At 42.1% G+C, this 14,882-nt stretch carries 11 protein-coding genes; 9 read left to right on the forward strand and 2 right to left on the reverse strand.

Annotated elements, in window-relative coordinates:
* Window positions 1–217: 217 nt before the first annotated feature.
* The gene (pepF, locus tag L990_RS17205; RefSeq protein WP_197057327.1) at window positions 218–2,107 is read right to left on the reverse strand and encodes an oligoendopeptidase F; all 1,890 of its coding nucleotides are present in this window, start codon (window positions 2,105–2,107) and stop codon (window positions 218–220) included.
* A gap of 334 nt (window positions 2,108–2,441) precedes the next feature.
* Here pepF and L990_RS17210 point away from each other — a divergent pair, with 334 nt between their 5' ends.
* Window positions 2,442–3,881 (forward strand): S41 family peptidase, encoded by a 1,440-nt coding sequence (locus L990_RS17210; RefSeq protein WP_047452008.1) that lies wholly within the window; start codon window positions 2,442–2,444, stop codon window positions 3,879–3,881.
* A gap of 111 nt (window positions 3,882–3,992) precedes the next feature.
* Here the strand turns inward: L990_RS17210 and L990_RS17215 are convergent, their stop codons facing one another.
* Window positions 3,993–4,595 carry a DUF4294 domain-containing protein gene (locus L990_RS17215; RefSeq protein ID WP_052181120.1) on the reverse strand — a complete coding sequence of 201 codons (603 nt, stop codon included), beginning with the start codon at window positions 4,593–4,595 and terminating at the stop codon, window positions 3,993–3,995.
* Between the two features lie 139 nt (window positions 4,596–4,734).
* Here L990_RS17215 and L990_RS17220 point away from each other — a divergent pair, with 139 nt between their 5' ends.
* The 8 genes from L990_RS17220 to kdpB all read left to right on the forward strand — a co-directional run bounded on the left by L990_RS17220 (window position 4,735) and on the right by kdpB (window position 14,860).
* The gene (locus tag L990_RS17220) at window positions 4,735–5,220 is read left to right on the forward strand and encodes a (4Fe-4S)-binding protein (protein WP_047452010.1); all 486 of its coding nucleotides are present in this window, start codon (window positions 4,735–4,737) and stop codon (window positions 5,218–5,220) included.
* An 11-nt stretch (window positions 5,221–5,231) separates the two neighbouring features.
* A complete protein-coding gene (locus L990_RS17225) occupies window positions 5,232–5,426 on the forward strand; it encodes a CDGSH iron-sulfur domain-containing protein (RefSeq protein ID WP_047452013.1) in 195 nt (64 codons plus the stop codon).
* A 103-nt stretch (window positions 5,427–5,529) separates the two neighbouring features.
* The gene (locus L990_RS17230; protein WP_047452015.1) at window positions 5,530–6,498 is read left to right on the forward strand and encodes an alpha/beta hydrolase family protein; all 969 of its coding nucleotides are present in this window, start codon (window positions 5,530–5,532) and stop codon (window positions 6,496–6,498) included.
* Window positions 6,499–6,655: 157 nt separating this feature from the next.
* Complete coding sequence (locus L990_RS17235) at window positions 6,656–8,899, forward strand: TonB-dependent receptor plug domain-containing protein (protein ID WP_047452016.1); 2,244 nt, start codon at window positions 6,656–6,658, stop codon at window positions 8,897–8,899.
* Complete coding sequence (locus tag L990_RS17240; RefSeq protein ID WP_047452018.1) at window positions 8,896–9,693, forward strand: DUF4249 family protein; 798 nt, start codon at window positions 8,896–8,898, stop codon at window positions 9,691–9,693. The genes L990_RS17235 and L990_RS17240 overlap by 4 nt, the downstream gene beginning before the upstream one ends.
* Window positions 9,694–9,836: 143 nt before the next feature.
* Window positions 9,837–10,904, forward strand: coding sequence for a hypothetical protein (locus tag L990_RS17245; protein ID WP_047452020.1), 1,068 nt, complete (start codon window positions 9,837–9,839; stop codon window positions 10,902–10,904).
* Between the two features lie 176 nt (window positions 10,905–11,080).
* Window positions 11,081–12,766, forward strand: a complete 1,686-nt coding sequence (kdpA, locus tag L990_RS17250; protein WP_047452022.1) for a potassium-transporting ATPase subunit KdpA — start codon at window positions 11,081–11,083, stop codon at window positions 12,764–12,766.
* A 12-nt stretch (window positions 12,767–12,778) separates the two neighbouring features.
* Window positions 12,779–14,860 (forward strand): potassium-transporting ATPase subunit KdpB, encoded by a 2,082-nt coding sequence (gene kdpB / locus L990_RS17255; RefSeq protein ID WP_047452023.1) that lies wholly within the window; start codon window positions 12,779–12,781, stop codon window positions 14,858–14,860.
* Window positions 14,861–14,882 lie beyond the last annotated feature (22 nt).

Consider the following 14,882-nt stretch of genomic DNA (forward strand, 5'->3'; position numbering starts at 1 on the left):
TGAGTATTGAGATATGAGTATTGAGATATGAGTATTGAGATATGAGTATTGAGATATGAGTATTGAGATATGAGTACTGAGATATGAGTAAATCACAATACTTTGTACTCTGTGCTCACTACTCTGTACTCATTACTCCGTACTCACTACTCTGTACTCACTTCTCACTACTCACTACTCACTACTCATATCTCATATCTCCATAATTCTTTTTCTTCTACTTAATCTTGTCTACCTTTTTCAGCTCAACCTCCAGCTGATCTACCAGCTTTTGCAAACGGTTGGTTACAGCAAGGTACGACTCCTCTTTGGTCATATCAATCCCTGCATTTCTTAGAAGGTTGATTGGGTAGTCGTTACCACCGCTCTTTAGCAGGTTAAGGTAGCGCTCCTTAGCGGCATCTGCCTCCTTCTTATTCTTTGCATTTACAATGTTACCATAAAGTGCATTCGAAGCGGTAAACGAAACGGCATAGTTGTAAACGTAGAAGTTGTAGTTAAAGAAGTGGAATACGCGAGGCCAAGAGTACTTAAGGTTTTCGGGTTGCTCCACGCCTAAACCGTTGTACTTAGCGTCGATATCTCCGTAAACCTTAGCAATAACATCGGCATTTACAGGTTTATTGTTTTCTACCATGTTATGCATGGTGTACTCGAACTCTGCAAATTGTACCTGACGGTAGAAGGTACCTGCAACATTATCGATAGCTTGTACTAGCAGGGCAATCTTCTCGTTAGGATCTTTAGATTGAGCTAGCATGTAGTCTAACAGCACGCACTCGTTAAAGGTTGAAGCAACTTCGGCTACCATCGAATTTGCGCCACTATTGTTGTAGGATTGATACTTTTGGGCAAGAATACCATGAACCGAGTGTCCCAACTCGTGCGCCAAAGTAAATACGTTATCGCGAGTTTCATTCCAGTTCATTAGCACGTAAGGATGCACCCCATAAAGAGAAAGGTTGTAGGCACCGGTTTGCTTTCCTGGCTTCTCAAAAACATCAATCTTACCACCGGTAAGCATGCTGTTAAAGTTTTCGTTATACTCCTTGCCCATCATACCAAGCGCCGAGGTTACAATCTTAACAGCTTCCTCCCACTTGTAGCTACGGCTAAAGTTGGTAAGCTCTGCCGAAGCATCAGAATGGTAGTACTTAGCTAGCCCCAAAGCACGCTTACGTAAATCCCAGTATTTTTGAAGGGGAGCAACGTTAGTTTGGGCAACCTTTAGAAGGGTAAAGTACACATCCGTCGGAATATTATTGCCCGAAAGCGTAGCATCGAGGCAGCTTTTGTATCCTTCGAGCCTTGCGCTAGCAGCACGAGACTGTAGCATACCTAGGTAGATATCGGCAAAGGTGTTACGATGCTTAAAGTAGTAGTCGCGGTTAGCGTTTGCTACCTTAAGACGATCTTCCTGGTTAGGTGATGTAGCATATATGCGAGAAGCTACGGCAGGAGAAGCGGTTACCTCTTCGCCTGTTGAGAGCTTAACCTTTGGGAATTCAATATCGGCAACCGAAAGCGAATTGTAGATTTTAGAGGTTGCACTTAAAGCACGGCTATACTCGTTAAGGATATTTTGAGTCTTTTCGTCGAGAATATGAGACAGCTCGCGGTAAAAGTCCTCCATATCGTGCTTATAGGGAGCCAACTCAGGATTTTCGGCAATCCATTTCATTGCAGTTTCCTGTGGAAGAGTCGCCAATTCGGGCGAATACCATGAGCGATTCTTGCTCATCTCCACAAAAATGTTTTGTAGCTCCTGCAGCTTGGCATTATACATCGAGTTCTTTCCATCAACATCCTTCTGCAAGCGGGCAAACGAGCTAAGCTTAGATCCCATCTGTCCGGCCTTTTCCGAAAGCTTAATGTACTCAATTAGCGCCTTTGGATCTTTAGAGATCTTTCCCTTATACTCTATAAACTTAGGAGTAAGCGCGCTAAAGTCTTTTAGCTCCTTTTGCCAAGCATCCCAGCTGGGATAGATATGGGTGAAGTCCCAGTTGTAGGCAGGATCCTTTACTTCCATCTTTTCGGTATTTTGGCTAAAGCCCGAGCTGCATACTGCAGCTAAAGCAAAAGCGGTAAGTAACAATTTACGCATAAATGCCATGTTTTAGGTTATGGCTTCAAATATAGATATATTAACCCAACCCGATTTTAAGGAGAGAAAGGAAATGGAAGAAAAAAACATAAATGGTGAAAGATAAAATACGAGTCGTATAATGCACAACATAATAAGGTTGGATATACAGAACCTTGCCATAAATACTGAATCCTTAAAAATACATCGCTATCAAAACGCAAACTAAAAAGTACAATAAAACTTTTTTTGTAGGTTTACCATATCTAATAAAAAAACCATACTTAATTCCTTCGTTCGATGCAACCTACCAATTTAAGGCTGCAAAGTTCTGAATAAAAAGCTCCCATTACCTATGAATAAAATTGTGATAAAGGTACTACTACTCCTTACTTTGCTGCTACCTAACTTAGCATCGTGGTCGCAGGTCACCAAAAAGCTTGACAAAGCTCAAATGAAAAGTGACATTGATCACTTCTTTCGCTCTCTCCACCAACATCATCCCAACCCCTACTATTTCTGCTCTAAAGATTCGGTAGAACGAGAAAGAAATCTACTGGTAAATAGCTTACCCGATTCGCTATCTACCTCAGAATTTGCCAAACGGATTACCACACTCAACCATTTGTTTGATGCACATACCAATATTTCCCTAGACTTCATCTGGCAGGATACTTCACAAGTATACATTCCCCCCATTTTCGAAATTGACAACAACTATAACCTATACGTCAAAGAGAAGTATACCAGCGTAAGAAGCAAAGTCATGAGTATAAATGGGCAAAAGACGACCTCCGTCATGGCTCAATTCAAGAAATATATGTCTAACGAACAGATAAGATCTAACATACGTGGTAATATTCTTCTTTTTACGTATTGCCTGCCTATACTCGGGATAAACCATCCCTATACCATAGAATTGGAACATAATGGTACACTAGAGGTCATAAACATTTCAAATAACAAAGTGTATACTAACTCTGCATCTAACTACAACCTAGATTGTTCATCTCTTTACAAAAAGAGTCAAGACACAAATGCAGTGCAACCATCAAACTTTCAGATTAACACAGATCGTTCTTTAGCCATTTTATACTACACAAGTTGTGACATTGATCAGGACAGTTCTATACAACAACAGGTAAAAACCTTTTTTCAAAAAATTGATTCTCTAAAAATCAAAAACCTAATAATCGATATTAGGAATAACACAGGCGGCAATACTGCAAGTAATGACTATATAACTAAATACATAAAACATAAAGCATTTACGATTAAACAATCGGTAGAAGAGCGCATTACCAATGATTACAAGCAAGCGGCTTCTTCTAAGGTAAAAGATTACAGACAAAAAAGCTTACTTCACAAAATATTCTACAGGCTTACAATGCCATCTCATATTGTAAAGATATATGCTGGTAATGTTGGAGATCTGTACAAGGCAACCTACAAAGAAAAGGTAGCGGCTCGCACCTCTGGATATTCAGGAAATATTTTCATTGCTCAAGGATATAACACCTTCTCTTCGGCACTTGACTTTGCCTTATGGTTCAAAGTTTCTAAACGAGGTATTATTGTGGGAGATGAAACCGGTGAAGCAACAGATTGCTTCAGCAACATAAAATTTGACTATCTACCACACAGCAATCTGGCATACATGGTTGCACTTGGCAGATACAAATTTCCTTCAGGAAATATTGCCACAGGACTAAAACCTGACAGATACATAAAAATAGATGCTAGCGAGAGTTTTCTTAATGAGGAAGAAATCAATCAAATAATCCTCTTTAAATAAGGAACAACCACTACGTTGTACAATATAAAATAGCCGCATGATTACAATCATGCGGCTATATCTTATATGCTATTTATCAATTATATTCTAAGTAATCACACCTTACCCAAACTAGTAGTTCTCCTCTAGCTGCCCGTTTTCGTAAAGGATAATTAGCCGATTCAAAACCCGATCTTCTCCCTCCGCATCGAAGGTAGACTTTAGGTTTGAGCCAAAAAACCTGGCCAACGATTGCCAAAAGAATGCAGAAAAAGATCCCCGCAACTCCTTTACAATACTATAGGAGGTACGTCCCGTTTCCCTGTCGATAAGCTTTAGCAGCAGCTTACCCTGCGATATGGTTAGCTTCTTAAGCGGCTCCTCAAACTGAGCCCTAAGCTGCTTTTCGGCATTCTTTATGTAGATTTCGCGATCGCGCTTATTCTTAATCTGGGCCACCTCGCCCTCCATCTTAATTAGCATATCGCGCGCCAGAATGGCATAGGGATAAACCCGCTTAATGTTATAAATCATCCGACGATACTTTGCCTCATCCCTTGGCCTCTTAAACTTCTCCCAAGGAAAAACGTACACCTCCTTAATGGCGTAGTTTTCCATTGTTTCGCCATCTACCACCACCTTATTGGGTATGGTAAACGGATCTTGTGCAGCAGCAACCTTTGCTCCAAATACTCCTAAAAGGAGAATCAATATGTTAAGCCATTTTCGCATCATCGAGGTATGCTCTAAAACAAAGTGCCAAAGTAAACGGATTCTTTGCTATTTAGTTTTAGGGACGTTGTAAAATTAGCATTTGTTCAGTAATTTGTGCGAACTATAGCAATTGTTTCGATGTTTAAGCCAAAAACTTACTATGGATCAAAATAAGCGTAAGTATACCAATGGGGAGATTACCGTTTATTGGCGACCTAACCTTTGCGTGCATGCCTCCATCTGCTTTACCGATCTTCTTTCGGTATTTAACCCCAGAAAACGCCCTTGGGTAGATATGTCGGGCGCACCAACCCCTGCAATTATCGACATTGTAAACAGATGTCCTACCAATGCGCTAACCTTTAGCTGGAATGATAAGGAAAAGAACGATCTTGAAACGTCAGAAAAGGGGGAAAAAGATTTTGAAAGCCTTAACGAGGAGTTTGCCGGAATTTCGGAGCTGAAACCCGTTAAAGCCAACATCATGAAGAATGGACCGCTACTGGTTTCTGGTTCGTTTAAGATTATTGGCCCCGATGGAAAGGAGATGAGACGAATGCAAATGGCCTCATTTTGCCGATGCGGGAAAAGCGGAAGCTTACCCTTCTGCGATGGCTCTCACTTTAAGCATGGGTTTAACGACTAAATACAACTAGCATGGAAGAAGAACGCGACGAAAGCGTATTGGCTACCGTTACCATAAACGGAAGAGGCCCCATTCGCTTAGAAGGCAAATTTGAGCTGACAGATACTAATGGCGTAAAAGTTTTTATTGAAGATCAAACCATTAAAATATGTGGTTGCGGACGATCGGCTACCATGCCCATTTGCGACGGAGCACATAAAAGATAACCAGACATGCTAAAGCAGCATAGGCAATACCCAAAGTGTAGGGTATTGCTCTTTTAATCAGTAATAGGATCTAGGATTCTTAACCAACCTCATCTCCTTACACATGAAACTCAACAAGCTTATTCTAGCGCTTGTTGCTGCGTTTATTGCAACAGGCTTGCATGCAGCAACCGTAAACACGTCGAGTGGAACCTTTGTTGATACGAAAAGAAACAGAGATGTTCCCTACAAAATTTACTATCCCAACTTAGAGCAGGGCACCTATCCCGTAATCATCTTTTCGCACGGACTAGGAGGCAGCTGCAACGGATACTCCTACTTTGGCGAGTACATGGCACAACATGGCTACATCTGCATACACATTCAGCACAAAGGCTCCGATTCCGACATCTGGAAAAATGCAAGCAGTAAGATGGAAGTTATGCAAGCAATGAAGAGAGCGGTAATGCGTCCCAAAACCTCCATAGATAGATTTAAGGACATCCCCTTTACAATTGACCAAATAGCTGCCATGAACCAGTCATCTCCAATCTTTAAAGGACACATAGATGTAGGTAGCATAGGTATCGCAGGACATTCCTTCGGAGCACAAACGGTGCTATTTGCAGCTGGACAAAAAACCGTAAGAGGTGGTTTTCAGCTTAACGACACTCGCATTAAAGCAGGCATAGCATTAAGCCCCAACGCTCCCGAAAGTTTTAAAGACGAAGACTCGGATATTTACAATGACATGAAAATTCCGCTTCTACATATTACTGGGACAAATGACGACAGCCCCCTAGCAGGAAGTAAATCGGGCTTCACCCCTGCCAACCGAACAATTCCATACCAGAAGATCAAGAATGCACCTCAGTATCTAATTGTCTTCGATCAAGCAACACACATGACCTTCTCGGGAAGAGATGCAGAAGCCTCTCAAGATCCCTTCTGCGAAAAACATCTCGAAAATGTACTTCAAAGCTCGCTAGCCTTTTTCGACTGCTACCTAAAAGGCGAAAAGGAACGAGGTGCTTGGCTTAAAAAGGAGTTCGTAAAATCGCTAGCACAGAAAGATCGGTTTGAGTGGAAGTAGAAAGCCACCAAGCTAGCCTTCATTCGTATCGTCAGAATCTCAAAAATATAAAAGCAGCCGCAATGCTTGTGCGGTTGCTTTTTTTCTTGGTCAAACCTAAAGCTTGAAGAAATAGTAATAAGTTTGCAGCACTTATAATATATACCCTACTTTATTCATGGCTGGTTTCATCCGAATTAGGATTTTATTTCTTACGCTCATCCTCTTTGCTTGTATCGGCACAAAAGGGCAGATATCTATTAAAGGTACTGTTTTAAATCGCGAAACCAATGCAGTAGTAGAGGGGGTTCTCATAAAATCAGGGAAGAAAACTACGGTAACCAACCATCTTGGCCTTTTTATTTTGAAGTTAAGCAAAGGTGAATCGGCAAAGCTACAGCTGATGCATCTGGCCTTCGAAGAAGAAAACATATCGGTTAAATCAACAATAGATACTACGCTAACCATCTATATAACCCCAAAACAGCACAAGCTTGCAGAGATAACAGTAACAAGCCAACCAACAGAAAATAGAGGATCAAACATATCGGTTAACACCATAGAGATGCAAAAGAGAATCCCTCTCCTAGGAGAAGGAAACATCAACCTAATACTACAACAAAAACCTGGAGTGGCACATGCACAAGAAATCAATCCAGGCCTTTACGTTAGAGGATTCTCCAGCTCTCAGAATCAGGTAATCATTAACGGCTCTCCAATTTTCAACACAAACCATCTATTGGGAGTATACCCCTCGGTAAGCGCAAACGCAATTGCCAAAACACAGCTTCTCACAGACAATTTACATCCAAGGTATGGAGGAATGCTCTCCTCCTGCCTAATTATGGATAGCAATAGTAGACCCGCTGATAGCAGCGAATATATTGTAGGAGTAGGAGTTTTAACTTCGCATCTTTACAGCAGAGGTGCAATTGTCAAAAAGAAGCTATCCTACCTCCTTTCGGCTCGCCGTTCCTACTTCGATTTAGTAACAAAGAGCTACAATAAAAAAAATGATTACTCCCGAAACAGCGAAAAGCTACCCGACTACCGCTTTTATGATATCATAGGGTTGGTAACCTACCAGCACGACTCCTCCAGTAAAGTATGTGCCTCCACGTTTGTTTCAAGAGATAAGCTATCGCAGCACCAAAACTACTTAGGAATTGATGCTACCTGGGGAAATATTGCAGCAAACCTTTCTTGGGAGAAAAACATATCGAACAAAGTAAAGATAAAGGTAAATGGAGGTTACAGCCAGTACAATACCAATACCGATATCATTAAATCAAACAGTAACAGCATAACCAACTCCTTACAACGCTTTTACATATCGGCCGAGGGCAATCTAAAGATAAACGAAACAGGACAAGTAGACGCTGGCATTTTTGGAGGCAAAACCAGCACATCAATAAATTCCAACTCGAACGAAATTAATGGGAATGAGTCTTTTTTAAACAGTAAAGATGGCAGCTATATAAATAAAGGAATCTACGTCTCAATAAGTCAATCAGTAGCAAAAGTTGTACAGCTAAATGCAGGATTAAGGCTCGAATCATTTAGAAAAAACCAATACTACCTTTCTCCCCGTCTATACGCTCAATACTCCCTCTCTAAGCCAATATCCTTTTTTGCATCGTACTCGCAACGGCTACAATTCGATCATCTATATGCGCCCATGGGAATTAACCTTGCAATAGATATGACAATCCCCTGTGACGATACCTTAAAGCCCCAAAAGTCGCAGCAGGTAAGTGTTGGAGCTAACATCAACGTATCAAACGAATGGCATATTCAGCTATCATCATACTACTCAACGCTAATAAATCAGATCGATTTTATAAATCCAGAGCCTTTAAATGATGGATTCTACCACACTACAGGAAAAGGAGATGCTAAAGGAATAGAAATCTCTTCGTCCATAAAAAAAAGAACCTTTACCATAGAAGCCTCCTACTCTTTGAGTCAATCACGACGCAAGTTTGATAAAATCAACGATGGAAAATGGTTTAATCCACCGTTTGACATTAGACACAAAGCAGACCTATTTTTACACATAAAGATAAATTCTCGATGGAGCATCTCTGCTTCCCAATTCGTACAAAGCGGAAACATCACAACCATTCCAACCTCAATCTACTACGATAACGAACGCAATAAATCCATACCCATCTATACAACTCGCTATAACTTAAGGTTGCCCCTAAACCATCGGTTAGATGTAGCCGCACAGTATCAAGTAGTAAAAAGATTTGGGGAGGTGACACTCAACATGGGTATCTATAACGTATACAACCAAGCCAACCCATATTTCATTTATTTTAAACCGGAACAAATCGACAACGAACAAACCCGGCTAGTAGCAAAGAAAAGATCGCTGCTTCCGATGGTTCCTTTTTTCATGATAGAAGTTAAGATATGAAAACACCGCTCCTTATTCTACTCATAATATTCTGCACCATCAGCTGTAAGCTCGATAGCGATGTAGACATAACTCTTCCTACCCAAAAGAAATACCACATAGTAGAGGCTATTCTAAAAACAGATAAAGACATGAGCCTCCTACTAACCCAAAGCAATAGAATGAATGATATTGTAATGCTCAACTTCGTTTGGTACGCCCAAGCATCATTCATAATAAACAACGACACCATTCCACTAACTAACTATCTCATTTTTGACAAAGAAAACAACACCGTCATAAACTACCTATCTAAAACTCCACTCCCAAAATTCACAAACGGAGATATAAAACTCCTCATTATAAAAGATAAGGACACCATAACTTCCACCTCCCATTTTATAAAACCAATATCGATTAAAAGTTGGACTGTAAATGGAGTAGACATCAATGTTACCATTCCCAACATATACGACAGCGCCGATAGATTCTTTAGAATAGAAACATTCATCTACCATAGCAAAGAGAAAATCACTTCTAGATATGCTCAGCTCTACAACCTAGCAAAGAATAACGAGGAGTTGCTTAATATTCACATGAAAGTTGGAAAAATAAAACGCGACTCCATAAAAATCATCGTATCCCATATAACAAGAGAGCACTACGAATATCTTTACTCCTGCAATAGAGCCATAGACGCCTACTTCGATCCATTTACCGTGCCAACACCAATAAAAACAAATGTAAAAGGAGCAATGGGAATATTCACTGTAGTAGATGAAAAGTATATCTCCTTAAAAAGCACTTACCCTTAATATTAAGAATACAAGCTACATCTTAAAGGCTGTATGCACAAACTGCAATCTCAATTCGAAAGTCTCTAACCATGCACAAAACCTAAGACTTTCCTTAAAAAAGGATATATTTGCACGAATAAAATATTTTAAAACTAAGTCCAATGAAACATTTAATACTTGTAGCATCCATTGCTTGTGCAACCATTCTCGGATCATGCAGTAAAGACGATTCTTCCGTAAAACAACTTTCCCAAGCCGACGCAAAAGTTGAATTGCAAAAAGTAAGCAGCAACTTTGGAGCAGAGTATAAAACAATGCAGCAAAACAAAGGCATAAAAGCACTTGTAACTCTTTCTAAGATTGCAGACAAAGGGCTTCTTCCAAGCAGTTTTGCAAGTATTGCATCTCTAGAGGCAGTAAAAAGCAGCCTTTCTCCGCTACGCAATCCTATTGCCCCTGTATTAAAAGGGTCTGAAACACCTTTCGACTTTAATAAAAAAGGGAAATACACCTATACCAATGGAAAGTTTGTATTTAGCACAACAACCACTAAGGATATTGTTATAGTGTTCCCTACAGAAGGAAGCACCAAAAACAACGCGGTACTTACTCTCTCAAAATATGCCGAAATATATGTAGCTGCTCAAGAGGCTAACGTTCCAACTCAAATAGAAGCTAACCTAAGTGTAGACAACGTAACTGTCTTTAAAATCAGCTATAACGCTGCCTTTGGCGAACTTTTAAATGGACTAGGAACTAACGGAGTTGCTTCTGCTGACCTTTCAATGTCTTTCGCTCCCTACACACTCGAGTCTCACGACAAGGTTAGCATGAACCAAGGCAAGGCTGTCGCAACCAGCAGCACTTCGTTTAAAAACGGAAATAAGCAGCTAGTATCAGCACAAGAAGCCTTTAATATCTCACTCAACGAAAAGACAGGAGACGTTGCATTTAATGGTGACGTAGCACTACAAATCAACAATCTAAAACTTGAAGGAAAATTAAGTTTAGCCTACAACATGGATGGAGATTTTGACTACAAAGATATCGATATCAACAAAGCCATAAAGCTAGCAGCCTTCACATTCCCTGCTGGCGATAAAATAGGCGACATCATTGCCAATAAAGACAAACAAGGGAAAATCACACCTATGATTGTTTATGGTGATGGTACAAAAGAAAGCCTGCTAACCTACTTCAACAGCTGGTTTGGCAATATCAACAAATAGGCAATACGCAATAGAAATAAGAAAGCCGCTGCTTTTCGTTGAGAAGCAGCGGCTTTTATTTTATATACAATTTTACTTATAAAATCTTTATACCCTTCCAAAATATCCTTACATAATCCTTACGCCCCTACACCTACTTTTGATTTGTAAATAAAGACATTTATAAATCAAGGAAAATGACAACTGCTGATTTTATCCAGATCGCAATCTACGTAGGACTCCTCGTTGCACTTGCCCCTCTTCTTGGCAAGTACATGGCCAGAGTTTTTACAGGGAAAAAGCATTTTATGCTGCCCGCTTTAGGATGGCTAGAAAGATTATGCTACCGTACAATAGGTGTAGATTCCAATAAAGAGCAAGACTGGAAGTCCTATCTATGGGCTCTACTTCTCTTTAACCTATTTGGTTTTATCTTTCTTTTCGTTTTGTTGATGTGCCAAGGATTTTTGCCGCTTAATCCCCAACACCTTCCTGGCCTAGACCCTTTTTTGGCCTTTAATACCACAGCCAGCTTTGTTACCAACACCAACTGGCAGTCTTATGGCGGAGAAAATACGCTTAGCTACCTATCTCAAATGCTTGGACTAGGAGTACAAAATTTTGTAAGTGCGGCAACGGGCTTCACGGTAATTCTTGCCCTTATAAGAGGACTTTCCCGAAAGTCAACCACCCTTTTAGGTAACTTTTGGGTCGATTTAACCCGCAGCACACTATATGTACTGCTTCCTTTAGCCATTATTCTTTCGGTTGCACTTGTTTCTGAGGGTACAATACAAAATTTTAATAGCTATACCGAGGTTCATACCCTTCAGGGGGCAACGCAAGTTATTCCGCAAGGACCTGCCGCCTCACAAATTGCCATTAAGCAGCTTGGATCTAACGGTGGCGGCTTCTTTAACACCAACAGCTCTCACCCGTTCGAGAATCCAACTCCTTTTACCAACCTTTTGGAGATGCTATCGCTGCTTTTACTCGCTGCGGCCCTCCCCTTCACCTATGGGAAGATGGTTGGAAACATTAAGCAGGGCAGAATCATATTCGGAGTAATGCTTGTGCTGTTTTTAGCAGGACTTTCGCTATCGATGTACTCGGAGTATAGCGCCCACGCAGCCCATGCAGCCATGATGGAAGGCAAAGAAACCCGCTTAGGATTAACCAACAGCATCCTCTGGAGCGTTTCCACCACCTGCGCATCCAACGGTGCCGTCAACGCAATGCACGATAGCCTTTCTCCGCTATCCGGAATGGTTTCGATGGTGAATATGATGCTTGGAGAAGTAATATTTGGAGGTGTAGGCGCTGGTTTATACGGCATTTTAATATTTGTTTTCCTTACAGTATTCATTGCAGGGCTTATGGTAGGCCGCACGCCCGAGTATTTAGGAAAAAAGATTGATGCCTACGACATAAAAATGTCTATGGTAGCCGTTTTAGCGCCCAACTTTGTGGTTCTGGTCTTCTCCGCAATTGCCGTTATGCTCCCATCGGCGCTCACAAGCCTCAACAACGCTGGTCCGCACGGCTTCAGCGAGATTTTATACGCCTTCACATCGGCTGCCGGAAATAACGGAAGCGCTTTTGCTGGTCTGAATGCCAACACCCCTTTCTATAATACCATGATTGGCCTTGGGATGCTCATCGGACGCTTTGGGATCATCGTCCCAGTGATGGCGATAGCCGGAAACCTTGCACAAAAGAAGATCACCCCTCCTTCGGCGGGCACATTTAGAACCGATAATATGCTTTTTGCGGGCTTGCTAATCACGGTAATCCTCATTGTAGGCGGATTGACCTTCTTCCCAGCCCTTTCGCTCGGTCCAATTGTGGAGCATTTGCTTATGAATGCCGGAGTAACCTTCTAAAATTTGAAGTCAATGGAAAATAAGAATACAAAGCTACTTAATAAGCAGCTCATCATCGAAGCGATAGTAGCTTCATTTACTAAGCTAAACCCTAAGGTTCAAATAAAGAACTTTGTAATCTTCTTGGTGGAGCTTGGAGCCATTGCAACAACCCTTGTTGTCTTTTATGAGCTCTTCAGCGGTTCCTTTTCGGGATTCAACCTGCAAATAACCATCTGGCTTTGGTTTACTGTGCTATTTGCCAACTTTTCCGAAGCAATTGCCGAAGGTAGAGGCAAGGCACAGGCCGATAGCCTCCGAAAAAATAGAACCGAAACCAAGGCTAAGCTATTTGATGGCAAGTCGAAGGTTACCGAAATCAACGCAACTGAGCTTAAAAAAGGAAATTTGGTGGTTTGCGAGGCAGGCGACATCATTCCAAGCGACGGCGAGGTGGTTGAAGGCATCGCCAGCGTAGACGAATCCGCAATTACGGGAGAATCTGCCCCAGTAATTAGGGAAAGCGGCGGAGATAGAAGCGCTGTAACCGGAGGTACAAAGGTTATTAGCGATAGGATCGTCATTAGAATCACAGCCGAGCAGGGCGATACCTTCATAGACCGTATGATATCGCTGGTTGAAGGTGCTAGCCGCCAAAAAACGCCCAACGAAATCGCGCTATCGATGCTTCTTGTCGGATTAACCATCATTTTTATCCTAGCAGTAGTTACTCTACCCGCATTTTTTGGCTACGGACTCGCAGCGTCTGGGCTTCCAGCGTCGAGCAACCTCTCTCTTACCATCCTTATTGCCCTTTTGGTGTGCCTAATCCCAACTACCATCGGTGGGCTGCTTAGCGCAATCGGAATTAGCGGCATGGACAGGCTTTTGCGTCGTAACGTAATTGCCACCAGCGGCCGAGCAATAGAGGCAGCAGGCGATGTGGACGTTCTTCTGCTCGACAAAACAGGGACCATCACCTTAGGAAACCGTATGGCCACCGATTTTATCCCTGCCGAGGGTATAACCTCCGAGGAGTTGGCCATAGCAGCGCAGCTCTCGTCCCTGTCCGACGAAACACCCGAAGGAAGGTCGATTGTGGTGCTTGCCAAAGAGAAATATGGGCTTAGAGCTCAAAATATTCATGCTAACGACATCACCTTTATACCTTTTACCGCACAATCGCGCATGAGCGGCGTAGATATAAAATCTGCCAACGGTTCCATCCGCGAAATAAGAAAAGGATCAACCTTAGCTATCAAAAAGTACGTTCAGCAGAAGGATGGATTTATGCCCAAAGCGGTAGAAGACGTGGTAGAAGAGCTGGCACGCATGGGCGCAACGCCTTTGGTGGTTGCCGAAGGTGATAAAGTGCTCGGAGTAATCCATCTAAAGGATATCGTAAAGGGTGGCATCAAGCAAAGATTCGCCCAGCTACGTGCCATGGGCATCCGCACCGTTATGGTAACCGGCGATAACCCCTTAACCGCCGCCGCCATTGCTGCCGAAGCTGGTGTAGACGATTTCATAGCCGAAGCAAAGCCCGAGGATAAGCTTAACCGCATTAGAACAGAGCAAGCCAACGGTAGGTTAGTGGGAATGATTGGTGATGGAACCAATGATGCCCCTGCGCTAGCCCAAGCAGACGTTGGGATAGCCATGAATAGCGGTACGCAAGCCGCCCGCGAAGCTGGGAATATGGTTGACTTGGATAGTAATCCAACGAAGTTAATAGAAGTGGTCGAAGTTGGGAAGCAGCTGCTCATGACACGCGGCTCGCTAACCACCTTCAGCATTGCGAACGACGTTTCGAAGTACTTTGCCATCATTCCCGCCATTACAACGATACTTTACGCCAAATCGGGAGGCGAAGGACCGCTTTCGGCACTCAACATTATGCACTTGTCGACCCCAGAAAGCGCCATTTTAAGCGCGGTGATCTTTAATGCCATCATCATCATCCTTTTGATACCGCTGGCACTTCGTGGGGTAGCCTACAAACCCATGTCGGCAAACGCGATACTCTCTCGGAATATCCTGATATACGGTTTGGGAGGTTTGATAGTTCCCTTTATAGGCATCAAGCTTATCGATATGGTAATTTCAATGTTCTAGCAAAACGGCAAACAGCTTTAAA

Source organism: Alistipes sp. ZOR0009, from assembly GCF_000798815.1.
Lineage (GTDB): Bacteria > Bacteroidota > Bacteroidia > Bacteroidales > ZOR0009 > Acetobacteroides.

Excerpts from the sequence above, each read along its gene's own strand:
- L990_RS17220 (WP_047452010.1), top strand. The coding sequence starts at position 4,735 with ATGGATCAAAATAAGCGTAAGTATACCAATGGGGAGATTACCGTTTAT.
- L990_RS17225 (WP_047452013.1), top strand. The coding sequence starts at position 5,232 with ATGGAAGAAGAACGCGACGAAAGCGTATTGGCTACCGTTACCATAAAC.
- L990_RS17230 (WP_047452015.1), top strand. The coding sequence starts at position 5,530 with ATGAAACTCAACAAGCTTATTCTAGCGCTTGTTGCTGCGTTTATTGCA.
- L990_RS17245 (WP_047452020.1), top strand. The coding sequence starts at position 9,837 with ATGAAACATTTAATACTTGTAGCATCCATTGCTTGTGCAACCATTCTC.
- L990_RS17235 (WP_047452016.1), top strand. The coding sequence starts at position 6,656 with ATGGCTGGTTTCATCCGAATTAGGATTTTATTTCTTACGCTCATCCTC.
- L990_RS17210 (WP_047452008.1), top strand. The coding sequence starts at position 2,442 with ATGAATAAAATTGTGATAAAGGTACTACTACTCCTTACTTTGCTGCTA.
- pepF (WP_197057327.1), bottom strand. The coding sequence starts at position 2,107 with ATGCGTAAATTGTTACTTACCGCTTTTGCTTTAGCTGCAGTATGCAGC.
- L990_RS17215 (WP_052181120.1), bottom strand. The coding sequence starts at position 4,595 with ATGATGCGAAAATGGCTTAACATATTGATTCTCCTTTTAGGAGTATTT.
- kdpB (WP_047452023.1), top strand. The coding sequence starts at position 12,779 with ATGGAAAATAAGAATACAAAGCTACTTAATAAGCAGCTCATCATCGAA.
- L990_RS17240 (WP_047452018.1), top strand. The coding sequence starts at position 8,896 with ATGAAAACACCGCTCCTTATTCTACTCATAATATTCTGCACCATCAGC.
- kdpA (WP_047452022.1), top strand. The coding sequence starts at position 11,081 with ATGACAACTGCTGATTTTATCCAGATCGCAATCTACGTAGGACTCCTC.